The 22109-nt window shown below is 74.7% G+C and carries 19 protein-coding genes; 12 read left to right on the forward strand and 7 right to left on the reverse strand.

Annotation, left to right across the window (positions count from 1 at the left end; translation table 11 throughout):
• Positions 1 to 44 precede the first annotated feature (44 nt).
• Positions 45 to 1418, reverse strand: a complete 1374-nt coding sequence (locus ADEH_RS11020; RefSeq protein WP_232287476.1) for a Kelch repeat-containing protein — start codon at positions 1416 to 1418, stop codon at positions 45 to 47.
• A gap of 312 nt (positions 1419 to 1730) precedes the next feature.
• Between ADEH_RS11020 and ADEH_RS11025 the strand changes: the two genes are divergently transcribed.
• Complete coding sequence (locus ADEH_RS11025; protein WP_232287477.1) at positions 1731 to 2858, forward strand: energy transducer TonB family protein; 1128 nt, start codon at positions 1731 to 1733, stop codon at positions 2856 to 2858.
• An 11-nt stretch (positions 2859 to 2869) separates the two neighbouring features.
• Here ADEH_RS11025 and ADEH_RS11030 read toward each other — a convergent pair whose 3' ends face one another.
• Positions 2870 to 3196 carry a hypothetical protein gene (locus ADEH_RS11030; RefSeq protein WP_011421179.1) on the reverse strand — a complete coding sequence of 109 codons (327 nt, stop codon included), beginning with the start codon at positions 3194 to 3196 and terminating at the stop codon, positions 2870 to 2872.
• Between the two features lie 183 nt (positions 3197 to 3379).
• On the opposite strand from ADEH_RS11030, the gene ADEH_RS11035 reads away from it, so the two are divergent.
• A complete protein-coding gene (locus ADEH_RS11035) occupies positions 3380 to 4228 on the forward strand; it encodes a hypothetical protein (protein WP_011421180.1) in 849 nt (282 codons plus the stop codon).
• Positions 4229 to 4232: 4 nt separating this feature from the next.
• Here the strand turns inward: ADEH_RS11035 and ADEH_RS11040 are convergent, their stop codons facing one another.
• Complete coding sequence (locus ADEH_RS11040) at positions 4233 to 6155, reverse strand: hypothetical protein (protein WP_011421181.1); 1923 nt, start codon at positions 6153 to 6155, stop codon at positions 4233 to 4235.
• A 214-nt stretch (positions 6156 to 6369) separates the two neighbouring features.
• Between ADEH_RS11040 and aceE the strand changes: the two genes are divergently transcribed.
• Both aceE and aceF read left to right on the forward strand, forming a co-directional pair.
• Positions 6370 to 9027, forward strand: a complete 2658-nt coding sequence (aceE, locus tag ADEH_RS11045; protein ID WP_011421182.1) for a pyruvate dehydrogenase (acetyl-transferring), homodimeric type — start codon at positions 6370 to 6372, stop codon at positions 9025 to 9027.
• Positions 9028 to 9044: 17 nt separating this feature from the next.
• On the forward strand, positions 9045 to 10709 hold the full coding sequence (aceF, locus tag ADEH_RS11050) for a dihydrolipoyllysine-residue acetyltransferase (protein ID WP_011421183.1): 1665 nt from the start codon (positions 9045 to 9047) through the stop codon (positions 10707 to 10709).
• A 158-nt stretch (positions 10710 to 10867) separates the two neighbouring features.
• Here the strand turns inward: aceF and ADEH_RS11055 are convergent, their stop codons facing one another.
• The gene (locus ADEH_RS11055) at positions 10868 to 11878 is read right to left on the reverse strand and encodes a sigma-54 interaction domain-containing protein (RefSeq protein ID WP_011421184.1); all 1011 of its coding nucleotides are present in this window, start codon (positions 11876 to 11878) and stop codon (positions 10868 to 10870) included.
• Positions 11879 to 12005: 127 nt separating this feature from the next.
• Here ADEH_RS11055 and ric point away from each other — a divergent pair, with 127 nt between their 5' ends.
• The 8 genes from ric (at position 12006) to ADEH_RS11095 (ending at position 18791) form a co-directional block, all read left to right on the forward strand.
• Complete coding sequence (gene ric, locus ADEH_RS11060) at positions 12006 to 12701, forward strand: iron-sulfur cluster repair di-iron protein (protein WP_011421185.1); 696 nt, start codon at positions 12006 to 12008, stop codon at positions 12699 to 12701.
• Positions 12701 to 13162: a hemerythrin domain-containing protein gene (locus ADEH_RS11065; protein WP_041453495.1), complete on the forward strand. Its 462-nt coding sequence runs from the start codon at positions 12701 to 12703 to the stop codon at positions 13160 to 13162. The genes ric and ADEH_RS11065 overlap by 1 nt, the downstream gene beginning before the upstream one ends.
• A gap of 259 nt (positions 13163 to 13421) precedes the next feature.
• Positions 13422 to 14174, forward strand: a complete 753-nt coding sequence (locus ADEH_RS11070; protein WP_011421187.1) for an ABC transporter ATP-binding protein — start codon at positions 13422 to 13424, stop codon at positions 14172 to 14174.
• A gap of 35 nt (positions 14175 to 14209) precedes the next feature.
• Positions 14210 to 14902, forward strand: coding sequence for an ABC transporter ATP-binding protein (locus tag ADEH_RS11075; RefSeq protein ID WP_420042224.1), 693 nt, complete (start codon positions 14210 to 14212; stop codon positions 14900 to 14902).
• 27 nt (positions 14903 to 14929) lie between these two features.
• On the forward strand, positions 14930 to 16144 hold the full coding sequence (locus tag ADEH_RS11080; protein WP_011421189.1) for an ABC transporter substrate-binding protein: 1215 nt from the start codon (positions 14930 to 14932) through the stop codon (positions 16142 to 16144).
• A gap of 56 nt (positions 16145 to 16200) precedes the next feature.
• Positions 16201 to 17067, forward strand: a complete 867-nt coding sequence (locus tag ADEH_RS11085) for a branched-chain amino acid ABC transporter permease (protein WP_011421190.1) — start codon at positions 16201 to 16203, stop codon at positions 17065 to 17067.
• The gene (locus ADEH_RS11090) at positions 17068 to 18009 is read left to right on the forward strand and encodes a branched-chain amino acid ABC transporter permease (protein ID WP_011421191.1); all 942 of its coding nucleotides are present in this window, start codon (positions 17068 to 17070) and stop codon (positions 18007 to 18009) included.
• Positions 18006 to 18791 (forward strand): 3-hydroxybutyrate dehydrogenase, encoded by a 786-nt coding sequence (locus ADEH_RS11095; RefSeq protein WP_011421192.1) that lies wholly within the window; start codon positions 18006 to 18008, stop codon positions 18789 to 18791. The genes ADEH_RS11090 and ADEH_RS11095 overlap by 4 nt, the downstream gene beginning before the upstream one ends.
• 102 nt (positions 18792 to 18893) lie before the next feature.
• Here the strand turns inward: ADEH_RS11095 and ADEH_RS11100 are convergent, their stop codons facing one another.
• The 3 genes from ADEH_RS11100 to ADEH_RS11110 form a co-directional block, all read right to left on the reverse strand.
• Positions 18894 to 20024 (reverse strand): DUF4382 domain-containing protein, encoded by a 1131-nt coding sequence (locus tag ADEH_RS11100; protein ID WP_011421193.1) that lies wholly within the window; start codon positions 20022 to 20024, stop codon positions 18894 to 18896.
• A gap of 292 nt (positions 20025 to 20316) precedes the next feature.
• A complete protein-coding gene (locus ADEH_RS11105; RefSeq protein ID WP_011421194.1) occupies positions 20317 to 20820 on the reverse strand; it encodes an asparaginase in 504 nt (167 codons plus the stop codon).
• Between the two features lies 1 nt (position 20821).
• Entirely contained in the window at positions 20822 to 22030 is a 1209-nt protein-coding gene (locus tag ADEH_RS11110) for an MFS transporter (RefSeq protein WP_011421195.1), read from the reverse strand.
• Positions 22031 to 22109 lie beyond the last annotated feature (79 nt).

A 22109-nucleotide genomic window follows, 5' to 3' on the forward strand; every position in this document is an offset into this window, starting at 1 on the left:
GGCCCGGCCGGGAGCCGGGCGGTCGGACAGAGGGTTTGGCCCGCCTACTCGTAGACCTCCGCCTGCCGGAGCGCGGCCGCGCTGTCCTCGCCGCCGACCACCAGGACCCGTCCGTCGGGGAGCGCCGTGGCGCTGTGGAGGGCGCGCCGGGCGCCGAGTCGGACCGGCCCCGGGGTGAACGCCCGGGTCGCCGGGTCCCACAGCTCCACCGTGTCGAGCCGCTTGCCGTCCACGTCGGTGCCGCCCGCCACCAGCACCCGCCCGTCGGCGAGCAGCGTGGCGGTGTGGTCCGCCCGCGGCGTCGCGAGCGCCCCGGCCGGCGTGAAGGCGCCCGTGTCCGGGTCCCACAGCTCGGCCTCGGCCACGTACGTCCACCCCGCGTCGAGCCCGCCCACCACCAGCACGCGGCCGTCGCCGAGCCGCACCGCCGCGTGGCCGCCGCGGGGGTGCGCGAGCGAGCCGGTGAGCGCGAACGACTCGGTGACCGGGTCGAACAGCTCGGCCTCGACCGCGTCGCCGCCGGAGAAGCTGTTCAGCCCGCCCGCCACCAGCACCCGCCCGTCGCGCAGGATCGTGGCGGTGTGGAACGCGCGTGGCTGGATCATGGCCGAGCCCGCCGGCGCCCGGCTCGCGGCCGCGTCCGGGTCGAGCAGCTCCTCGGTGACGACCGAGCCCGGCGCCCTGCCCAGCCATGCGCCGCCGGTGACGAGCACGCGGCCGTCCTCGAGCAGCGAGAGCGCGTGGCCCGCGCGCGCCTGGGCGAGCGCGCCCGGCTCGGTCCAGAGTCCGTCCGCCGGATCCCAGACCGCGGCGAGGTCCTCCCGGTCGCGGAAGTTGCTCTGCCCGCCCGCCACCAGCACGCGTCCGTCGGCGAGGCGCAGCGCGGCAGCGGCCGCGAGGCCCAGGCGCAGTTCGCCGGTGGCCGCCGAGGTGCCGGTGGTCGCGTCGTAGAGCTCCGCGGTCCAGCTGAATGTCGAGATGTTCGCCGAGCCGGTGGCGAGCAGGACGCGGCCGTCCCCGAGGCCCACCGCGACGTGCTGCGCGCGGGCGCTCCCTGGCGGGTCCAGCGGCCGGATGGCGTCGCGGTAGGCGAACGGGACCCGGACCACCGCCTCGGCGCGCTCGGCGCCGTCCTCGACGATCAGCCGGTAGGTGCGCGCCTCGAGCGCGGGGCCCACCTGGTATCGGCCACCGCTCGTCACCGGGCCGACATCCGGCTCGATGCGCGCGGTGCCGCGCGCGAACGCCGGCACGAGCGTCACGCCGGCGCCCGGCGCGAACGCGGGCGGGTCGGCCGCGAGCGCCGCGGCGAGCGGGCGCGGCTCGGCGCCGGAGGAGCCGCCGGTGCAGCCGGCGAGCGCGGCGGCCGCGGCCGAGAGGGCGGCGACCATCACGGAAAGTGCGTGGCGGGAGCGCATGCGGGCGCGACGTGTACACCGGCGCGACCGTCGAACGCACGCGGGCGGGCGGGTGCTCTCGGGGCCGCGCTTCCGGGCCACCCCGCGCGTCGTCCCCCGCGACCCGGTCCCCCGCGATCCTCCCCCGTTCCCCCCGGACAACGAACCGCAACGCCGGTCTCCCGGGACGGGCTTAGGAGTGAAGAGGGGACGCCGATGTTCGACACGATCCTGAACCGGCGGGGCGCGAAGCGGAGGGGGCAACCCGGCGTGCAGGACGCGGCGCAGACGCGTCCGGCAGAAGGCACGGCTCCGGGCGATACCATACCGTCCGTGAACCCCGCCCCGGTGGACGGAAGGCCCGGCCCGGTCGAGGTGCACGATCCGGAGCGCGCCCGGCGGCTGTTCGGCGACCTCGTCCCGCTGCCGCCCGGCGCGGCCGAGCCCCCGCCCGCGGATCTGAGCGCGCTGCTCTCCATCCTGTCCTTTCCCCCGCCGGATCCCGACCACCCGCTGTTCGAGCGGCTGGCCGGCCCGGGGACCGGGACCACCCTGCCGCGCGACCGTACGGCGGACGACGCCGCGCGGCCGCCGCTCGCGCCGGTGCAGGGCGTCGCGCCGCCGTCCTTCGCCTCGCTGCTCCGCCACGACCGCGCCGCGCGCGCCGGCCGGCGGGCGGCCTGGACCGGCCTCGGCGCGGGCGTGCAGGCGTGCCTCGTCGGCGCCGCGGTGGTCCTCGCCTCGGCGGTGGCCGCGCCGGAGCGCGAGGAGATCGAGATGATCGTCCCGGTGCACCTGCCGGCGGCCGCACCGCGCAAGACCGCCGGACCGCCCGGCCTGCCCGGGATGCCGGCGGCGCCCGCGCCGCCGCGCAGGGCGCCCGCGCCCGGGGCCCGCCCGCGCGCTACCCTCCCGCCGCCGCCGCCGACCGCGCTCCTGCAGCCGCGCGAGGTGAAGGCGGCGATGCGGGTGCCGGATCCCGACGAGCCCATCGAGGCGCTGCCGGAGGGCGCCGACGAGGGCGAGTACGCGCCCGGCGAGGTCGAGGGCGGCGTCATCGGCGGCGTGGTGGGCGGCGGCGGCGGCGGCGCCTGGGGCGGCGGCGCCGCCGTGGCGGGGACCAGCGCCGGCGCGCAGCCGCAGGAGATCGAGGACGCGCCGCAGTACATGACGGCGGGCTTCCGCAAGCCGGTCGAGGCGGACCCGGGCTGCGTGGGGCGGGCCATCCGGCTGCCGCGCGAGCTGACCGGGTTCACCTCGGGGCCGATCACGGTGCGCGTGGCGATCGGCGGCGACGGGCGGGTCGGGCGGGTGGAGCTGCTGTCGAGCGTGCCCGATCTTCGGATCGCACACGCGATCGAGGCCGCGGTGCGGGCCTGCCCGTGGCGCGGCGGCGCGGACGCCGGGGGGCGGCCGGTGGCGATCTGGGTGGTGATGCCGATCCGGTTCGAGGGCGTGTAGCGCGGGGCGCCCTACCCGACCAGCCGGACGCCGTCCACGGCCCCGCCGATGCGCACCACCATCCAGCGCTGCTCGCCGAACGCGGCGGCGCTGCGCACGATCACGTCCTCGCCGGCGCCGCGCGAGCCAAGGCGCGCCTCGCTCATGACGTAGCCGGCCAGCCCGCCGGCGTCCGCGTAGGTCACGCAGGCGAGGTCCTCGAAGCCGCGCTCCACCGCCTCGATGCGGAGCGCGCGCCCGCGAAGCGGCGGCGGCAGCGGGACGCACCAGGCGTCCGGCGGGAGCCGGAGGACACGACCGTCGTCGAGGCTGCACACCGCGATGCCGTGGAGCGCCATGCGACCCCTCCCGTGCGTGCGAGGACCGACGCTACGCTGCGTCCGTGCTCGCCACCACTCCACGGACCGCGGGACGCGTGCGCCGGCCACATTCACACACCGCAAACGCGCCGGATCGGGGCGCCGCTCCCCGCCCGGCCCGGCCCGCTGCGCGCGGGCGCCGCACGTGATACACGATGAGTGATGCCGACGCACCCACCTCCGCGCCTGTACGCGCAGGTCGCCACCGCCGCCCCGGTGGCGCTGGTGTTCCGCCGCGGGCCCGGCGGCTGGTGGCACCTGCTGCGCTGGCACCTGGAGCAGGACGCGCTCGAGCCGGGCGCCTGGTTCCGCGGGACGCTCTACCCGCGCCGCTGCGATCTCTCGCCGGACGGCGCGCTGCTCTCCGCGCTCGCCGGCTCGCCGACCTCGGCGGAGTTCCTCGGCGAGCACCCGTGGACCGCGTACCTCCTCGTGTCGAAGGCGCCCTGGCTGTTCGCGCTCGCCGCCTGGCGCGAGGGCGGGACCTGGAGCCGCGGGCACCACTTCGCGACCGCGGGCGAGGCCGGCACGATCGCGGCGGCGGACGCGGGCGACGCCTCGCCGCTCCGCGCGCGCGGCGGCCTCGTGCCGACGCCCGTCGTGCAGTACGCAGCCGAGCGCCGGCGCGGCTGGGAGGACGACCCGCGCGGCGAGCCGCGGGATCCGCGCGGTGATCCCTGGGACGAACGGCGCCGCGCCCGCCTGGTGAAGGCGCGCCCCGGCGGCGGCGCGCGCCTCGTGCTCGAGGACCAGGGGCTCGACCTGCGGGCGCCGCGGATCGAGGGGCGCGGCCCGGCCTACTCGGTCGAGCTGGGGCGGCGCACGATCGCCCTGCCCGAGGCGGCGTGGGCCGACTGGGACGCGCGCGGGCGGCTGCTCGTCGCGACCCACGACGCTCGGCTCGAGCTGCGCGACGGGCGCGCCGCGGGGCTCGCGCTCCGCGGCGCGCACGACCTCTCCGCGCTCCGCCCCGACCCGCGCCCGGCGCCGGCCTCGGCGCGGCGCTGGTGACCGCTCAGCGGATCCAGTGCACCGCGTCCAGCTCGGCGTACGCGGGGATCCACTCGTACGCCACCCAGGCGTCGGCGGCGCCGGCCGAGAGGAGCGCCGCGCTGCCGAGCGCGTCGTAGAAGTCCCAGTGGTAGAGGACCGGGATCCCGTCCGGCGGGGAGAGGCCCAGATCGGCTCCGGCCCAGGCCAGGCGGACCGCCGGCCCGGGCTCGCCCCACGGCACCGGGTAGATGGGCGGATCGCCCCAGACGAACGCGAAGGCGTCCCCCACCGGCAGGGCGAGGGGATCCGTCTCGAAGTCGATGGGGCCGGCGAGCCGCGCCGCGGCGCGCTCCGCCAGCGCGCCCGCGGGGAGGCGCACCGCCGCGAGCTCGTAGGAGCCGTACGGCATCGTCGCCCGCCGCCAGCTGAGCAGGCACGCGGCGTCGCCGCAGGCGAGGTCGCCGGGGAACTTGTAGTCCTGATCGGCGACCAGCCGGACCGGCGCCGCGTCCAGCGAGGCGCCGGCGGCGCTCACCCGCACGCCCACCACCTCGGTCCCGGCCGACGAGCCGCGACCCCAGACCACGAGATGCTCGGCCCCGCGGCCGGCGGCCTGGACGAACTGCACCGGCCCGTCGCCGAGGAAGCTCGGCGCGCCCACCGCGCCGTCCGCGCCGACCGCGGCGGCGTACACGCCGGGCACCGGATCGTCGCAGCCCCAGGCCACCAGGGAGCCGTCGCCGGCCCGCGAGGCCGCCACCGCGTAGCCCGTCCAGCGCGCGCACTGCGCCACCAGGATCCCGGTGGGCCCGTCCAGCGCGACCCCGTCCGCCGTCACCCGCGCCGCCCGGATCTCGGCGGTGCTCGCCGGCTGCGCAGGGACGGTCGCGAACGCGACCAGGTGCCGGTCCGGCCCCGGCGCCACCTGCGTGGCCATGTGCCAGGGCAGGTTCGTGTCGGCCGTCCACTGCGGCACCACCTCGAACGGCGCGCCGGCGGCGCCCCCGTCCACGAAGCGCCCCACGAGCCGCACCGGGCCATCGCGCCAGGCGACCTCCAGCACCATGGCGCGGGAGGAGCCGCCGCGGGCCGGGACCACGCGCCACGGGCTCACGTACGGATCCGAGCTGGGCGGCGGGACCACGAGCCGCGTCAGCTCGGCGAGCCCGCCGCCGCCGGCCGGGCTGGACCAGCCCACCAGCTCGTAGGTGGTGGGGGCGGACAGCTCGCCGCCGTCGCTCCGGCGCACGATGCCGACGCCGCGGGCGTACCAGGTGTCCTGCCAGGCGGTGGCGGTGACCGGGGCGTAGCCCGGGGCCGTCGGGTACAGCGTGAGCGTCAGCGAGAGCCGCACGTGCGCCGTGCCCGCGAACGTCCCCGCCGGCACCGTCACGTCCTCGAGGCCGAGCACCTGCCCGTCCAGCGCGAGGTCGAGCCGCTCGTGCTTCCCGTCGCCGTCCAGATCCTCGCCGTAGTCGAGGCCGGTGCAGCGCTCCGGCCAGGCTCCACCCACGGTGACGGGGTAGCGGAGGTCGTAGGTGGACGGCGTCGGATCCGTCGCGGTCCCGTCGCCCAGCTCGACCACGCCGGCCGGCGCGGAGGCGACGAGCGCGGTCGCGCCCGGGAGCTCGGCGCCGGTGGTCGGATCCAGCTCGCGCAGCTCCGTCGCCGCGAACCCGCGGTAGCTGCGAGCGCCGCCGACCTCGATGCGCAGGTCCGCGGGGCGGGTGACGGGCTGCCCGGCGATCCGGTAGCCCCAGCTCCAGCCCGGCGCGAGCGGGAACCAGCCCTCCACGTCCCCTGGCCCGGCCGTCCCTGGGTCCGGCGCTCCCTCGCACACCGCGGGCGCGGGGCCGTCCCCGCCGCCGCTGCTGCACCCGTTCCCCGTCCAGGCCAGGAAGGCGAGCACCACCCCAGCCGCAAGTCCGATCGGACGCGTCCGCATGGCCCCTCCTCGCGACGCGCTCCCCGCGCGCGCTCCCGCGCTCCAGTGTCCGCCGTTCGCGCGGAGGCCACAACGAGGCCGTGGGACGCGCTCGTGCCGCGGCGCGGCACGCCTGCGCCCGGGTGCGCACCGTCCTCTCGGGGTCCAAGGGTTCGTTTGAATCCGGAGCCCCTCCCCAGTAGGAGTAGCGCGCAACCAAAGCCCAGGGAACGACATGGACAAGCTCCCCGACCTCGATCCGCAGGAGACGCGCGAGTGGCTGGACGCCCTCGAGGGCGTGCTCCAGCGCGAGGGCACGGACCGCGCGCACTTCCTCATCGAGCAGCTCATCGACCGCGCCCGCCGCTCCGGCGCGTACCTGCCCTTCTCCGCCAACACGGCGTACGTGAACACCATCCCGGTGCAGAAGCAGCCCCGCTACCCGGGCGACTTCGCCATCGAGCAGACCATCCGCCACTACATCCGCTGGAACGCGATGGCGATGGTGGTGCGGGCGAACAAGCACACCAACGTCGGCGGCCACATCGCCAGCTTCGCCTCGGCCGCGACGCTCTACGACGTCGGCTACAACCACTTCTGGCGCGCCTGGACCCCGGAGCGCGGCGGCGACCTCGTCTACATCCAGGGCCACTCCGCGCCCGGCATCTACTCGCGCGCGTTCCTGCTCGGCCTGCTCAGCGAGGAGCAGCTCGAGAACTTCCGCCAGGAGGTGGACGGCAAGGGCCTGTCCTCGTACCCGCACCCCTGGCTCATGCCCGACTTCTGGCAGTTCCCCACCGTGTCGATGGGGCTCGGGCCGCACATGGCCATCTACCAGGCCCGCTTCATGCGGTACCTGCACGACCGCGGCATCGCCGACACCGCCGACCGCAAGGTCTGGGCGTTCTGCGGCGACGGCGAGATGGACGAGCCGGAGGCCATGGGCGCCATCGACCGCGCCGGCCGCGAGAAGCTCGACAACCTCATCTTCGTGGTGAACTGCAACCTGCAGCGGCTCGACGGGCCGGTGCGCGGCAACGGCAAGATCATCCAGGAGCTGGAGGGCACGTTCCGCGGGGCCGGCTGGAACGTCATCAAGGTGATCTGGGGCCGCCACTGGGATCCGCTGTTCGCGAAGGACGCCGAGGGGATCCTGCGCCGCCGGATGATGGAGGTGGTGGACGGCGAGTACCAGCTCTACAAGTCGCGCAACGGCGCGTTCGTGCGGGAGCACTTCTTCAACTCGCCCGAGCTGAAGGCGATGGTGTCCGAGCTGTCCGACGAGGACGTCTGGCGGCTCAACCGCGGCGGCCACGATCCGTTCAAGGTGTACGCCGCCTACGACGCGGCGGTGAAGCACACCGGGCAGCCCACCGTCATCCTCGCGAAGACCATCAAGGGCTACGGCATGGGCGAGGCCGGCGAGGCCATGAACATCGCCCACCAGCAGAAGAAGATCGCGGTGGACGCCGTCCGGCGCTTCCGCGACCGCTTCGACCTGCCGGTGCCGGACGACCAGCTCGAGCAGGTGCCGTTCCTGAAGCTGCCGGAGGGCTCGAAGGAGCTCGAGTACCTGAAGGCGCGCCGGCAGGAGCTGGGCGGCGATCGCCCGCGGCGCCGCGCCAAGGCGAAGCCGCTGGAGGTGCCGCCGCTGTCCGCGTTCGACCGGCTGCTGAAGAGCAGCGAGGACCGCGAGCTGTCCACCACCATGGCGCTCGTGCAGATCATGACGATCCTCGCGCGCGACAAGGCCATCGGGAAGCGCGTGGTGCCCATCGTCCCGGACGAGGGGCGCACGTTCGGCATGGAGGGCATGTACCGGCAGCTCGGCATCTGGAGCCACGTCGGCCAGCTCTACACGCCCGAGGACGCCGACAAGCTCGCCTACTACCGCGAGGACAAGCAGGGGCAGGTGCTGCAGGAGGGCATCACCGAGGCCGGCGCGATGTGCGACTGGATCGCCGGGGCGTCGGCGTACGCCACGCACGGCGAGCCGATGATCCCGTTCTACCTGTTCTATTCGATGTTCGGCTTCCAGCGCGTCGGCGACTTCGCCTGGGCGGCCGGCGACATGCGCTGCCGCGGGTTCCTGATCGGCGGCACCTCCGGGCGCACCACGCTGAACGGCGAGGGGCTCCAGCACGAGGACGGGCACTCGCACGTGCTCTCGTCGGTGATCCCGAACTGCCGCTCCTACGATCCGACGTTCTCCTACGAGGTGGCGGTGATCGTGCACGACGGCCTGCGCCGCATGCTGGCGGAGCAGGAGGACGCGTACTGGTACGTCACCGTCCTCAACGAGAACTACGCGCACCCGGGCATGCCGGAGGGCGTGGAGCAGGACATCGTGAAGGGCATGTACCTGTTCAAGCAGGGCGCGAAGGGCAAGGCGAAGGGGCCGCGCGTACAGCTCCTCGGCTCCGGCGCGATCCTGCGCGAGGTGATCGCCGCGGCCGACCTGCTGAAGAGCCAGTGGGGCGTGGACGCGGACGTGTGGAGCTGCCCGAGCTTCACCGAGCTGGCGCGCGACGGGATGGCGGTGTCGCGCCACAACCGGCTCCACCCCGAGGACGCGCCGCGCCGCGCTCACGTGGAGACCTGCCTCGGCGGCACGCAGGGACCGGTCGTCGCCGCGACCGACTACGTCCGCACCTTCGCCGAGCAGATCCGCCCCTGGGTGCCGCGCGCCTACCACGTGCTCGGCACCGACGGGTTCGGCCGCTCCGACACGCGCGAGAAGCTGCGCCGCTTCTTCGAGGTGGACCGGCACCACGTGACGGTCGCCGCGCTGAAGGCGCTCGCCGAGGAGGGCACCGTGCCCGCCGCCAAGGTCGCCGAGGCGATGAAGAAGTACGGCATCGACCCCGCGAAGCCCGCCCCCTGGACCGTCTAGACCGCGAGAACGAGGACATGCGCACCATCGAGGTCAAGGTCCCGAACATCGGCGACTACAAGGACGTCCCGGTCATCGACGTGCTGGTGAAGCCCGGCGAGCAGGTGGACGCCGAGGCGCCGCTGGTCACGCTCGAGTCGGACAAGGCCACGCTGGACGTGCCCGCCCCCGCGGCCGGCACGGTCCGCGAGGTGAAGGTGAAGGTCGGCGACCGCGTCAGCGAGGGATCGCTGGTCGTCACCCTGGACGCGGCCGACGGGCAGGCGAAGGCGGAGGCGCCGGCAGCGCCCGCGAAGGCGGCCTCGGCCGCCGCGCCGCCGAAGACCGCCGCGGCGCCGGCCCCGGCCACGCCCCCCGCGCCCGCGGCCCCTGCCGCCTCGGCGGCCGCCGGGGGCGCGCCGCGCACGCTCGAGGTGAAGGTCCCGAACATCGGCGACTTCAAGGACGTCCCGGTCATCGAGGTGCTGGTGAAGCCGGGAGACCGCGTCGAGGCCGACGCGCCGCTCGCGACGCTCGAGTCGGAGAAGGCCACGCTCGACGTGCCCGCCCCCGCGGCCGGCACCGTCCGCGAGGTGGCGCTGAAGGCGGGCGACAAGGTGAGCGAGGGATCGCTGGTGGCGATCCTGGACGCGGTCGCGCCCGCCGCCGCGCCGACCGCGGCCCCCGCCGCGCCGGCCGCGCCCGAGGCGCAGCCCGCCGCCGCAGCGCCGGAGAAGGCCGCCGCGCCCGCGCCGGTCCCGGCCCCGCCGCGGGTCCCGTCGGAAGCGGGCGCGCAGGGCCCGGTCGCGCACGCGTCGCCGTCGGTCCGCAAGCTCGCCCGCGAGCTGGGCGTGAACTTGGCGCGCGTCGAGGGGAGCGGCCCGCGCGGCCGCATCCTGCAGGACGACGTGCAGAAGTTCGTGAAGGCCTCGCTCGCCCGCATCGAGTCGGGCGGCGGCGCCGGCGGCGCGCTCGACCTCGCGCCCTGGCCCAAGGTGGACTTCGCGCGCTTCGGCCCGGTGGAGCGCCAGCCGCTCTCGCGCATCCGCAAGCTGTCGCGGACGAACCTGGCGCGGAACTGGGTGATGATCCCGCACGTCACCCAGTTCGACGAGGCGGACATCACCGAGCTGGAGCGCTTCCGCGTCGAGCTGAACCGCGAGCACGAGAAGCAGGGCGTCAAGGTGACGCTGCTCGCGTTCCTGGTGAAGGCCTGCGTCGCCGCCATGAGGCGCTTCCCCGAGCTGAACGCCTCGCTCGACGGCGACGAGCTGGTGCTGAAGCGCTACTTCCACGTCGGCTTCGCGGCCGACACGCCGCAGGGGCTGGTGGTGCCGGTGCTGAAGGACGCCGACCAGAAGGGCGTGCTGCAGCTCGCGAAGGAGCTGGCGGAGCTGGCCGCGAAGGCGCGCGACGGGAAGCTCTCGCCCGCCGACGTGCAGGGCGGCTGCTTCTCCATCTCCAGCCTGGGCGGCATCGGCGGCACCGCCTTCACGCCCATCATCAACGCGCCCGAGGTCGCCATCCTGGGCGTCTCGCGGAGCGCCATGCGCCCGGCGTGGGACGGCGCGCAGTTCCAGCCCCGGCTGATGCTGCCGCTGTCGCTCTCCTACGACCACCGCGTCATCGACGGCGCGCTGGCGGCGCGGATCACGACGTACCTGGCCCAGCTCCTCGGGGATATGCGGCGGATCGTGCTCTAGAGCCCGTCCCTCGACTCCGGCCGTGCCCCGTCACGTCCGCTCACCCCGAGCGTCCCTCGGCGGCGGCCGCTCACCCTGAGCGTAGGCGAGCCGCAGGCTCGCCGGAGTCGAAGGGTCTGGATGAGCGGCTCGGAGTCGAAGGCGCTGGGACGAGCGGATCAGCGCGGCCCGTCGTACGCCTTCAGCTTCCGCCAGAGCGTGTTCCGGCCGATGCCCAGCACCCGCGCGGCCTCCGCCTGCGAGCCGCCGCAGCGCTCCAGCACCGCGAGCACGTGCGCCCGCTCCACCTCGGCGAGCGTGGCCATCGCCGCCGGCTCGCCCGCCGTGCCGCCGCGCGCCGCGGGCCCGGCCGGCGCGGTCAGCTCCTCCGGCAGGTGCTCGGGCCGGATCTCGGCGCCGCGCGCCACCGCCGCCGCGTACCGGACCACGTTGCCGAGCTCGCGCACGTTCCCCGGCCAGCGGTAGGCGAGGAGCCGCCGCTCGGCCTCGGGCGAGAACCCCGGGCCCGGGCGCTTCTCCTCGGCGAGGAAGCGGCGCGCCAGCGGCAGCACGTCCTCGGGCCGGTCGCGGAGCGGCGGGAGGCGCAGCACCAGCACCTTCAGGCGGTAGTAGAGGTCCTCGCGGAACCGCCCCTCCGCCACCAGGCGCGCCAGGTCCTGGTGCGTGGCGCAGACGAAGCGGACGTCCACGCCGAACGCGCGGGTGTCCCCCACCCTGCGCACCTCGCCATCCTCCAGCGCGCGCAGCAGCTTCGCCTGGAGCGGCAGCGGCATCTCGCCGATCTCGTCGAGGAACAGCGTGCCCCCGTGCGCCGCCTCGAGCAGCCCCTGCTTCTCGGCGGTCGCGCCCGTGAACGCGCCCTTCACGTGGCCGAACAGCTCGGACTCGAGCAGCTCGGCGGGGAGCGCGGCCACGTTCACGGCGACGAACGGGCGGGCGCCCCGCGCGCTGCTGGCGTGGAGCGCGCGGGCGACCACCTCCTTGCCCGTCCCGCTCTCGCCCAGGACGACGACCGGCGCGTCCGCGTCGGCGAAGTCGCGCGCCCGCACCAGCACCGCCTGCATGGCCGGGCTCTCCGCGACCACGTGCGTGGTGCGCCGGACGCGCTCGACCACGGTCCCGAGGCCGCAGACCGCGCACGCATCGCTCATGACCGGGAGGCGTTCCATGGTGTTCCAGGCTGGAGCTTAACCGGGCCCGCCCCCGCGCGCATTCGCGCGTTCCGGCCGGAAAGCGGGCCCTCCCGAGATCGGCACGGCCCGTGCTCTGGGCTCCCCCGAGGAGAAACGAACGAACATGCCCGCCATCGACCGCAACGCCACCGTCGCCGAGATCGTCACCGCCCACGCCGTCACCGCCCGCGTCTTCCAGAAGCACCGCATCGACTTCTGCTGCCACGGGAACGTCAGCGTGGCCGAGGCCTGCCGCCCGCGCGCCCTCGACCCCGACGCCGTGTTCGCCGAGCTGGACGCCGCGCTCCCCCAGGCGGACGGCGACGAGGATCCCCGCGCGCTCTCCACCTTCGCGCTCGTCGCCCGCATCGTGGACCGCCACCACGCCTACCTGCGCCGGACCCTGCCGTTCCTCGAGCCGCTCGCGCACAAGGTCGCGAGCGTGCACGGGGACCACAACCCGCGCCTGTTCGGCGTGCGCGACGCGTACCTGGAGCTGGCCGCCGCGCTCGAGCCGCACCTCGACCACGAGGAGGCGGTGCTGTTCCCCGCGCTCCTCTCGCCGGCCCCGGACCGCGAGATCCTCCGCAAGGAGCTCGAGGGAATGATGAGCGACCACCTCCAGGTCGGCGCGCTGCTCGAGCGGATCCGCGCGCTCTCCGAGGGCTTCACCGTGCCGGAGTGGGGCTGCCGCAGCTACCGCGTGCTCATGAGCGAGCTGGAGACGCTCGAGACCGACGTGCTCCGCCACGTCCACCTCGAGAACCACGTGCTCATGCCGCGCTTCGCCGGGCGCGCGACCGCCGAGGCGCGGGGCTGATGGCCCGCGCCACCGACGCCCTGCGCGCCACGCGCGCGGGGATCCGGGCGCGGCTGCAGGAGGTGGCGGAGAAGGCGGGCGCGGTCACCTCCGGCCCGCCCGCGGCGCGCGCCGCGACGATGCGCGAGGTGGTCGCCGGGCTCGACCGCTGCCTGCGCGGCCACCTGGAGTGGGAGGAGCGGACGCTCCACCCGGTGGTGGACAAGTTCGCCTGCGAGGGGCCGCGCGCGTTCAGCGCCTCCATGCGCTACGAGCACGACATCATCCACCGCTGGATGGCCGAGCTCGCCCGGCGCGCCGGCGCTCCCGAGGACGCGGCCGGGTTCGTCCGCCACACCGACCGGCTGCTCGGCGTGGTGCTCGCGCACTTCGAGCTCGAGGAGGCGGTGTTCTTCCCCATCCTCGACGAGACCGCGGCCGGGCACGCCATCGGCGGTCCCCTGGCCCCCGCGCTGCCCTGAGCGCCTCGGCCGCCCCAACGACTCTGGGTCGGGGCGAAACGACTCTGGGTCGGGGCGAAACGACTCTGGGTCGGGAGGCGGCGGGGTCGGGAGGCGGTGGCGCGCGCGCCTCGACGCGCTGCGCGATCCCTCCCGGGCCGCGATGACGCTCCGTGCGGGTCGATCCGTTCACGCCGAGCGCGTCCTTCACGGGGTGGCACACCTCGACAGGCCGTATCGTCCTGCTTAATGGAGCCTTCCCCGGGTGCGGCGGAGGCGTATGGACGGCGAGACGATCCTGGAGACGCGGGAGCTGGTGAAGGCGTTCCAGGGGTTCGTGGCGGTGAACGGCGTCTCGCTGCGCGTCGCGCGCGGCAGCATCCACGCGCTCATCGGGCCGAACGGCGCGGGCAAGACCACCGTCTTCAACCTGCTCACCCGCTTCCTCCCCGCGACCCGCGGCAGCATCCTGTTCCGCGGCGAGGACATCACCCGGGCCCGCCCCGCCGAGATCGCGCGCCGCGGGCTGGTCCGCTCGTTCCAGGTCTCGGCGGTGTTCCCGGACCTGACCGCGCTCGAGAACGTGCGCGTGGCGCTGCAGCGCGGGCTCGGCACCTCGTTCCACTTCTGGCGCCCGGAGCGCTCGCTCTCGGTCCTCGACGCGCGCGCGCGCGAGCTGCTCGCGGCGGTGGGGCTGGAAGGGCAGGAGCAGGTCACCACCGTCGAGCTGCCCTATGGCCGCAAGCGCGCGCTGGAGATCGCCACCACGCTCGCGCTCGAGCCGGAGGTGATGCTGCTCGACGAGCCGACGCAGGGCATGGGCCACGAGGACGTCGGGCGCGTGGTCGGCCTCATCCGCCAGGTGGCCGCCGGGCGCACGGTGGTGCTGGTCGAGCACAACCTCTCGGTGGTGCGCGACCTCGCCGACCGCGTCACGGTGCTGGCGCGCGGGAGCGTGCTCGCCGAGGGGTCCTACGACGAGGTCTCGCGCGATCCCGCGGTGCTCGAGGCGTACATCGGGGCGTCCCCGTGACGACGCCCTTCCCCGCCCCGGCGCCGGCCGGCGAGATGCTGCGCGTCTCCGGCCTGCACGCGTTCTACGGCGAGTCGCACGTGCTCCACGGCGTGGACCTCGCGGTCGCCGCCGGGGAGGTGGTCACGCTGCTCGGCCGGAACGGCTCGGGCCGCACCACCACGCTGAAGGCCATCCTGGGGCTCACCGGCCGCCGCAGCGGGTCGGTGGTGGTGAACGGGCGCGAGACCGTCCGCATGCCCACGCACCGGATCGTGCACCTGGGCGTCGGCTACTGCCCGGAGGAGCGCGGGATCTTCGCGCGCCTCACCGCCGAGGAGAACCTCACGCTGCTCCCCGAGGTGCGCAGCGGCGGCATGCCGCTCGAGCGCATCTACGAGATGTTCCCGAACCTGTGGGAGCGCCGGAGGAGCCCCGGCTCGCGCCTCTCCGGCGGCGAGCAGCAGATGCTGGCGCTCGCCCGGATCCTGCGCACCGGCGCGCGCCTGCTGCTGCTCGACGAGATCACCGAGGGGCTCGCCCCGGTGATCGTCCAGGCGCTGGGGCGGGCGGTCCGCGCCCTGAAGGACCACGGGTTCACGCTGGTGCTGGTGGAGCAGAACTTCCGCTTCGTCGCGCCGCTCGCCGACCGGCACCTGCTCGTCGAGCGCGGCCGGGTGGTCGGCGAGGTGGCGCGCGCCGAGCTGGAGTCACGGATGGAGTCGCTGCAGCGGTTCCTGGGCGTCTGACGCCCGCACACACGGATGGGAGGAAGCATGCACCGGTTCGCCCTCGCCCTCGTCGCCGCCGGCCTCGCCGCCGGCGCGGCGCCCGCCCCCGCCGCGGAGAAGCTCTCCGACGGCAAGGTCAAGCTCGGCGTCCTCACCGACATGACCGGCTACTACGCCGACCTGGCCGGCCCCGGCTCGGTGGTGGCGGCGCGGATGGCCGTGGAGGACTTCGGCGGCAAGGTCCTCGGCAAGCCCGTCGAGCTCGTCTCCGCCGACCACCAGCTCAAGGCCGACGTCGCCTCCAACATCGCGCGCAAGTGGATCGACGAGGGCCAGGTGGACGCCATCGTGGACCTGGTCTCCTCGTCCACCGCCGGCGCGGTGATGCCGGTCGCGGCGGAGAAGAAGCGCATCACGCTGCTCTCCGGCCCGGGCACCACCGCGTTCACCGGCGAGAAGTGCACCCGGTACAACGTGCACTACACCTACAACAACTGGGCGCTCGCGAACGGCACCGGCCGCGAGGTGGTGAAGCAGGGCGGCGACTCCTGGTTCTTCCTGACCGCCGACTACATCTTCGGGAAGTCGCTGGAGGAGGACACCACCAAGGTGGTGAAGGCGGCCGGCGGCAAGGTGCTCGGCGCCGCGCGCTACCCCTCCCCCGGCACCACCGACTTCTCCAGCTACCTGCTGCAGGCGCAGGGCTCCGGCGCGAAGATCGTCGGCCTCGCGAACGCCGGCGCGGACACCGTGAACTCCATCCGCCAGGCCGAGGAGTTCGGCGTCACGCCGAAGCAGAGCCTGGCCGGCCTGCTCGTGTTCATCACCGACGTGCACAGCCTCGGGCTCGAGGCGGCCAAGGGCATGTACCTCACCACCGCGTTCTACTGGGACCTGAACGACGAGACGCGCAAGTGGTCGCGGCGCTTCTTCCAGAAGCACGGGAAGATGCCGACCATGGTCCAAGCCGGCGTGTACTCGTCGGTCATGCACTACCTGAAGGCGGTGCAGGCGGCCGGCACCGACGACGCCGACGCGGTGATGGCGAAGATGCGCGAGACGCCGGTGAACGACTTCTTCGCGAAGAACGCGCGCATCGGGCCCGACGGGCTGCTGCGCCACGACATGTACCTCGCCCGCGTGAAGGCGCCGAAGGACTCGAAGCAGCCCTGGGACTACTACCAGATCGTGAAGACCATCCCGGCCGCCGAGGCGTTCCCCTCGGTCGAGGCCCAGGCCTGCCCGCTGGCGAAGAGGTAGCCCCGCGCGCCCGGCGCGCGCCGCCCGCCGGCGGCGCGCGCCGGGCCCCGTCCCCCATGACCCAGGCGCTCTTCGGCCAGCTCTTCCTCGGCCTCATCAACGGCGCGTTCTACGCGCTCCTCTCGCTGGGCCTCGCGGTCATCTTCGGCCTGCTCGACGTGGTGAACTTCGCCCACGGCGCGCAGTACATGATGGGCGCCTTCGCCGCGTGGATGGGGCTCACGTACCTGGGCGTCCCCTACGGCTGGGCGCTCCTGCTCGCGCCGCTCGCGGTGGGCCTCGTCGGCATGGCCGTCGAGCGGACGCTGCTGCGCCGCCTGCAGGGGCTGGATCCGCTCTACGGCCTGCTGCTCACGTTCGGCCTCACGCTCATCGCGGAGGGGCTGTTCCACCACGCCTACGGCAACTCCGGCTTCGCCTACCCGGTGCCGGGCTGGCTGCGCGGCGGCGTGAACCTCGGCTTCATGTTCCTGCCGCTGTACCGCGCCTGGGCGGTGGGGCTGTCGCTGGCGGTGTGCCTCGCCTGCTGGTTCGTCATCGAGCGGACCAAGCTGGGCGCGTACCTGCGCGCCGGCACGGAGAACCCGAAGCTGCTGCAGGCGTTCGGGGTGAACGTGCCGCTCATGTTCACGCTCACCTACGGCTTCGGCGCGGCGCTCGCCGCGTTCGCCGGCGTGGTGGCCGCGCCGGTGTACCAGGTGACGCCGCTCATGGGGTCGAGCGTCATCATGGTGGTGTTCGCGGTGGTGGTGATCGGCGGCATGGGGTCGATCGGCGGCGCCATCGTCACCGGCCTCGGCGTCGGGCTGCTCGAGGGCCTGACGCGCTTCTGGTACCCGCCCGCCTCCAGCGTGGTGGTGTTCGTGGTGATGGCGCTCGTGCTGCTGGTGCGCCCCGCCGGCCTCTTCGGGAGGGAGCGCTAGATGCCCGGGCGGCTCGTCACCTGGGGCTGGCTGGCCCTGCTCGCCGCGGGGCTGGCCGCGCCGTTCGTGGTGTACCCGGTCTTCGCCATGAACGTGCTCTGCCTGGCGCTGTTCGCGAGCGCTTTCAACCTGCTGCTCGGCTACACCGGGCTGCTCTCCTTCGGCCACGCCGCGTTCCTGGGCGCGTCCGCCTACGCCACCGGCTGGGCGCTGCGGAGCTGGGGGCTGCCGCCGGAGGTGGCGGTGCTGCTCGGCACCGCGCTCGCCGCCGCGCTGGGCCTCGCGTTCGGGGCGCTCGCCATCCGGCGCTCCGGCATCTACTTCGCGATGATCACGCTGGGCTTCGCGCAGCTCGTGTACTTCCTGGTGGTCCAGCTGCCCTGGACCGGCGGCGAGGACGGGCTGCAGGGCATCCCGCGCGGCCGCGCGCTCGGGCTGCTCCCGCTCGACGACCCGCGCACCGCCTACTGGTTCGTGTACGCCGCGTTCCTCGCCGGCTTCTGGCTGCTCCACCGCGCCATCCACTCCCCGTTCGGCCACGTGCTCCGCGCCATCCGCGAGAACGAGCCGCGCGCGGTCTCGCTCGGCTACGACGTGGCCCGCTACAAGCTGCTCGCGTTCGTGCTCTCGGCCGGCGTCTCCGGCCTGGCGGGCGGGCTGAAGGCGGTGGTGCTCCAGTTCGCCTCGCTCTCCGACGTGCACTGGCACCGGTCGGGCGAGGTGGTGCTCATGACCCTGCTCGGCGGCATGGGCACGGTGCTCGGGCCTTCGGTGGGGGCGCTGCTGGTGGTGGCGCTCGAGAACTACCTTGCCGACACCGGCTCGTGGGTGACGGTGATCACCGGCGCGGTGTTCGTCGCCTGCGTGGTCGCGTTCCGCCGCGGGATCGTGGGCGAGGTCCGCGCGCTGGTGCGGCGGTCGTTCACCGGAGGGAAGCCATGAGCGCTGGGCTGGACGGGCGGGCCGCGCTGGTCACCGGCGCGGCGAGCGGCATCGGCCGCGAGATCGCGGAGCAGCTCGCGCGGGAGGGCGCCCGGGTGGTGCTGGCCGACCTCGACGCCGCGGGCGCCGGGCAGGCCGCCGCCGCGCTGGCGGCCCAGGGGCTCGTGGCGCAGGGCATCGGCTGCGACGTCACCCGCGAGGCGGACGTGGAGCGGGCGGTCGCCGCGGTGCTCGCCGCGCACGGGCGGCTCGACGTGCTCGTGAACAACGCCGGGCTGCAGCACGTGGCGCCGCTCGACGCGTTCCCCACCGAGAGGTTCGAGCTGCTGCTGCGGGTGATGCTGGTCGGGCCGTTCCTCGCCACCAAGCACGCGTTCCCGGTCATGCGCCGGCAGCGGCACGGGCGCGTCGTGAACGTGGCGTCGGTGAACGGCCTCGTCGGCTTCGCCGGCAAGGCGGCCTACAACAGCGCGAAGCACGGGCTGCTCGGGCTCACCAAGGTGGCCGCCCTGGAGGGCGCCGCCGACGGCATCACCGTGAACGCGCTCTGCCCGGGCTACGTGGACACGCCGCTCGTGCGCAACCAGCTCGCCGACCTGGCCCGCACCCGCGGCGTGCCGCTGGAGCGCGTGCTGGAGGACGTCATCTACCCGCTCGTCCCGCAGCGGCGGCTGCTCTCGCCGCGCGAGGTGGCCGACTACGCGCTGTTCCTGGCGAGCGATCGCGCCGCCGGGGTCACCGGGTCGGCGGCGGTGGTGGACGGCGGCTACACCGCGCAGTAGGGCGTGGCCGGAAAGGCACGGCCCCGCCGCCCGGCGATGGGCAGCGGGGCCGTCTCCCCTCCCGATCCCCGGGGCTGCGCCCCGGGATCCGGTCCGGCGCGGCTACGGCGCGGTGAGCGCCACGTTGGCCGTAGCGCCGTTCGTCACGGTCGCGGCCACCGGCGCGGCCACCGCGTGGCCGGTCTGGTCGCCGTTCGCGTCGAACGTGTCGCGCGTGAGCACCAGCGAGTACGCGCCGGTGGGCAGGTCGGGCGCCGCGAACGTCTCGGTCGCGGCCACCACCGGGGTGACCTCGCGGACGATCAGGTTCACCGGCGTCGCCCCGAACGGCTGGATGATCGCCAGCAGGTCGCGCTGCGTGTCGGTCGCGATGGGCGTCACCGTGCCGTTGATGCCGCCGTGCTCGGCGGCCACCGTGAGCGCGATGTCCTGCGTGGGCAGCGGTGCGGCCGCGGTGAGCTCGATGGGGCCGCTCGCGAAGGCCTGGTAGACGGTGCCGCCGACCACCGGCTGCGTGACCACGTAGTAGGTGGCGGCGACCGGCAGCAGGCCGACCGCGTACTTGCCGTCGGCGCCGGTCACGGTGGAGCGGACCACGCTCGGCGCGCCGCCCTCGACCGTCTCGACGAGCACCGTGGCGCCCGCCACCGCCGTACCGCCCGCGGTGACCGTGCCGGAGATGGTGCCGGTGACCACCTGGTCGAACGCGCGCACCACCGGCCGCAGGATGTACTGGTCGGAGTTGCCGGCGCGGTGGACGAAGATGGACTTGTGGGCGTCGAAGTCGATGAAGACGTCCTTGGTGGTGCCGGGCTCGACGTCGAAGTTGACGGTGAGCTTCACGCCCGACTGCATGCCCGAGGGCACCTTGAGCGGCTGCGGCTCGGCGATGCCGTCCACCACCACGGTGTTGTCCGGCCCGAGCAGCAGGCGCATCTGCCCGTAGTGGCCCGCCGCGATGGGTGCGTTCTCGGCCAGCGTCTGGCTCACGCCGTTGGTGAGCGTGAGCAGGTCGATGGGGCCGCCGGACCAGGTGCCCAGCGTCTGCCAGCCGTCCGGTCCGTTGATCTGCACCTCGCGGACGTCGAGGAACAGCTGCACGTAGTCGCCGGGCGCGTCCACCAGCCGGACGTTGATCCGGGCGGGAGCGTCGTTGCTGCTGGACGAGCCGCACGCGGCGAGGCCGAGCGCGAGCGCGCCAGCGAGCGCGATGCGAAGACCCTGAAGCTTCATGTACGAACCTCCTTCGATGACCAGGGGAGCGACGCCAGCAACCGGGCTGGCGGTCGCAACCTTGAACACTCGGGCCCGGGGAACGCTCGTCTCAGGCCCTGAATTTCCGGATAACGACCTTCACCCACCTCGGACGACCACGGCGCCCCCGGGTTGCGCGACACCACGCCAGGGCACAGCCCGCACCGCGCGGGCGCGACGCGCCGACGCAGCGGGGAGAAGCTCCAGGCCGACGCGGGTGCGGCGCGCCGGAGCAGCGCGCGCGGCGGTCGGATCCGGTGGCCGGCCGGGCCTAGGCGAGGTCCTCGAAGATCCCGGTTTGCCGGTTCTTGCGAACCTTGTCGCCCGCGAACACGCGGCCGTTCATGGCCACGTAGACGCCCGGCGGCAGCACCTGCACGAACGAGAGCGCGCTGCCGAGGTTGAACAGGCCATCGGAGCTGCCGAACGCGTACGGGATCATCGCGCCGGTGAGCACCACCGTCTTGCCCAGACCGGCGGCGAGGAGCGCCCGCGCCGTCTCGGCCATGGTGTCGGTGCCGTGGGTCACGACGATTCGATCCTCGGCGGCGGCGCGGCAGCTCTCCACGATGATCCGCCGGTCGCCGTCGGTCATGTCGAGGCTGTCCACCATCATGAGGTTCCGGACGCTCACCTCGAGGCGGCAGCGCGCCAGCCGCAGCATCTCCGGCAGGTGCGTGTCCTTGAAGTAGAGCCGACCGGACAGCTCGTCGTACTCCTTGTCGAAGGTACCGCCGGTGACGAACACGCGGATGGGCTGGCTCACGGGGCGCATTCTAATCCCCCCGGGCCGGGTTGCCGCCGGATCCGTCGCGCGCCGCGACGGGAGCGCGCCGCAGCCCGAGCGCCCAGATGGCCAGCGCCGCCGCGAGGAACGCCGCGCCCGCCGCGCACACGCCGGCCCAGCCGCGGGCCGTCCACGCCCAGGTGCCCACCGCGGTCCCGAGCGCGCCGCCGGCGAAGTAGGTCACCATGTAGATGGTGTTCATGCGGCTGCGCGCCTCCGGCCGCCGGGCGTGCACGCGCGCCAGGTTGGAGACGTGGTTGCCCTGCACCCCCACGTCGAGGAGCAGCACCCCCGCGACCAGCGCGGGGACGCTCCCGCTCGCGGCGAACACCGCGAACCCGGCCAGCGCCACCACGATCGAGATCCCGGCGTTCGCGCGCGGGCTGGTCCGGTCGGCGAGCCGGCCCAGCACCGGGGCCGCCAGGGCGCCCGCCGCACCCAGCACCCCGAACAGCCCGGCCACGTCCGGCCCGAGCCCGTGCCGCGCCTCGAGCTGGAACGCGAGCGTGCTCCAGAACACGCTGAACGCCGCGAACCCGAGCGCGCCGAGCGCCGCCGCCTCGCGCAGCACCGGCTCCTCGCGCGCGATGTCGAGCATCGACCGGAGCAGCGCCGGGTACGGCATGGACGCGTCCGGTTCGCTGCGCGGGAGCAGCGCCCGGAGCGCCGCCGCCAGCGCCAGCATCAGCGCCGCCGCGACCACGTACACCGCGCGCCACCCCAGGTGCGCGCCCAGGAAGCCGCTCGCGGTGCGCGCGAGCAGGATGCCCACCAGCAGCCCGCCCATCACCGCGCCCACCGCGCGGCCGCGCTCCTCCGCCGGCGCCACGTGCGCGGCGAGCGGAAGCGCCAGCTGCGGCACCACCGTCGTCATCCCGACCGCCAGCGACGCGCCCGCCAGCACCGGCAGCGTCGGCGCGGCGGCCACCCCGAGCAGCGCCACCGCGACCGCGCCGAGCAGCGCCAGCATGAGCCGGCGCCGCTCCACCACGTCGCCGAGCGGCACGAACAGGAACATGCCCGCGCCGTAGCCGACCTGCGTCAGCATCGAGACCAGCCCGACCGCCCGCGGCGAGGTCGAGAACGCGCGCGCCACCTCGGGCAGGAGCGGCTGCAGCAGGTACAGGTTGCCCACGCTGGCGCCGGCCGCGACGGCGAGCACGATCACGATGAACCGGACGGAGGGGGAGGCGCGCACGGCCCGACGTTGTAGATCCGATCGGGCCGCGGCGCTCGCCCGAAGCGCTCGCGGGTTCCCGGAAATCCGCTCGCGGTGA

The sequence above is a fragment of the Anaeromyxobacter dehalogenans 2CP-C genome, from assembly GCF_000013385.1.
In the GTDB taxonomy this organism is placed as follows: Bacteria; Myxococcota; Myxococcia; order Myxococcales; family Anaeromyxobacteraceae; genus Anaeromyxobacter; species Anaeromyxobacter dehalogenans_B.

Excerpts from the sequence above, each read along its gene's own strand:
- ADEH_RS11090 (WP_011421191.1), top strand. The coding sequence starts at position 17,068 with ATGCCCGGGCGGCTCGTCACCTGGGGCTGGCTGGCCCTGCTCGCCGCG.
- ADEH_RS11020 (WP_232287476.1), bottom strand. The coding sequence starts at position 1,418 with ATGCGCTCCCGCCACGCACTTTCCGTGATGGTCGCCGCCCTCTCGGCC.
- ADEH_RS11070 (WP_011421187.1), top strand. The coding sequence starts at position 13,422 with ATGGACGGCGAGACGATCCTGGAGACGCGGGAGCTGGTGAAGGCGTTC.
- ADEH_RS11065 (WP_041453495.1), top strand. The coding sequence starts at position 12,701 with ATGGCCCGCGCCACCGACGCCCTGCGCGCCACGCGCGCGGGGATCCGG.
- ADEH_RS11085 (WP_011421190.1), top strand. The coding sequence starts at position 16,201 with ATGACCCAGGCGCTCTTCGGCCAGCTCTTCCTCGGCCTCATCAACGGC.
- ADEH_RS11075 (WP_420042224.1), top strand. The coding sequence starts at position 14,210 with ATGCTGCGCGTCTCCGGCCTGCACGCGTTCTACGGCGAGTCGCACGTG.
- ADEH_RS11095 (WP_011421192.1), top strand. The coding sequence starts at position 18,006 with ATGAGCGCTGGGCTGGACGGGCGGGCCGCGCTGGTCACCGGCGCGGCG.
- ric (WP_011421185.1), top strand. The coding sequence starts at position 12,006 with ATGCCCGCCATCGACCGCAACGCCACCGTCGCCGAGATCGTCACCGCC.
- ADEH_RS11055 (WP_011421184.1), bottom strand. The coding sequence starts at position 11,878 with ATGGAACGCCTCCCGGTCATGAGCGATGCGTGCGCGGTCTGCGGCCTC.
- ADEH_RS11040 (WP_011421181.1), bottom strand. The coding sequence starts at position 6,155 with ATGCGGACGCGTCCGATCGGACTTGCGGCTGGGGTGGTGCTCGCCTTC.
- aceE (WP_011421182.1), top strand. The coding sequence starts at position 6,370 with ATGGACAAGCTCCCCGACCTCGATCCGCAGGAGACGCGCGAGTGGCTG.
- ADEH_RS11030 (WP_011421179.1), bottom strand. The coding sequence starts at position 3,196 with ATGGCGCTCCACGGCATCGCGGTGTGCAGCCTCGACGACGGTCGTGTC.
- ADEH_RS11100 (WP_011421193.1), bottom strand. The coding sequence starts at position 20,024 with ATGAAGCTTCAGGGTCTTCGCATCGCGCTCGCTGGCGCGCTCGCGCTC.
- aceF (WP_011421183.1), top strand. The coding sequence starts at position 9,045 with ATGCGCACCATCGAGGTCAAGGTCCCGAACATCGGCGACTACAAGGAC.
- ADEH_RS11105 (WP_011421194.1), bottom strand. The coding sequence starts at position 20,820 with ATGCGCCCCGTGAGCCAGCCCATCCGCGTGTTCGTCACCGGCGGTACC.
- ADEH_RS11080 (WP_011421189.1), top strand. The coding sequence starts at position 14,930 with ATGCACCGGTTCGCCCTCGCCCTCGTCGCCGCCGGCCTCGCCGCCGGC.
- ADEH_RS11035 (WP_011421180.1), top strand. The coding sequence starts at position 3,380 with ATGCCGACGCACCCACCTCCGCGCCTGTACGCGCAGGTCGCCACCGCC.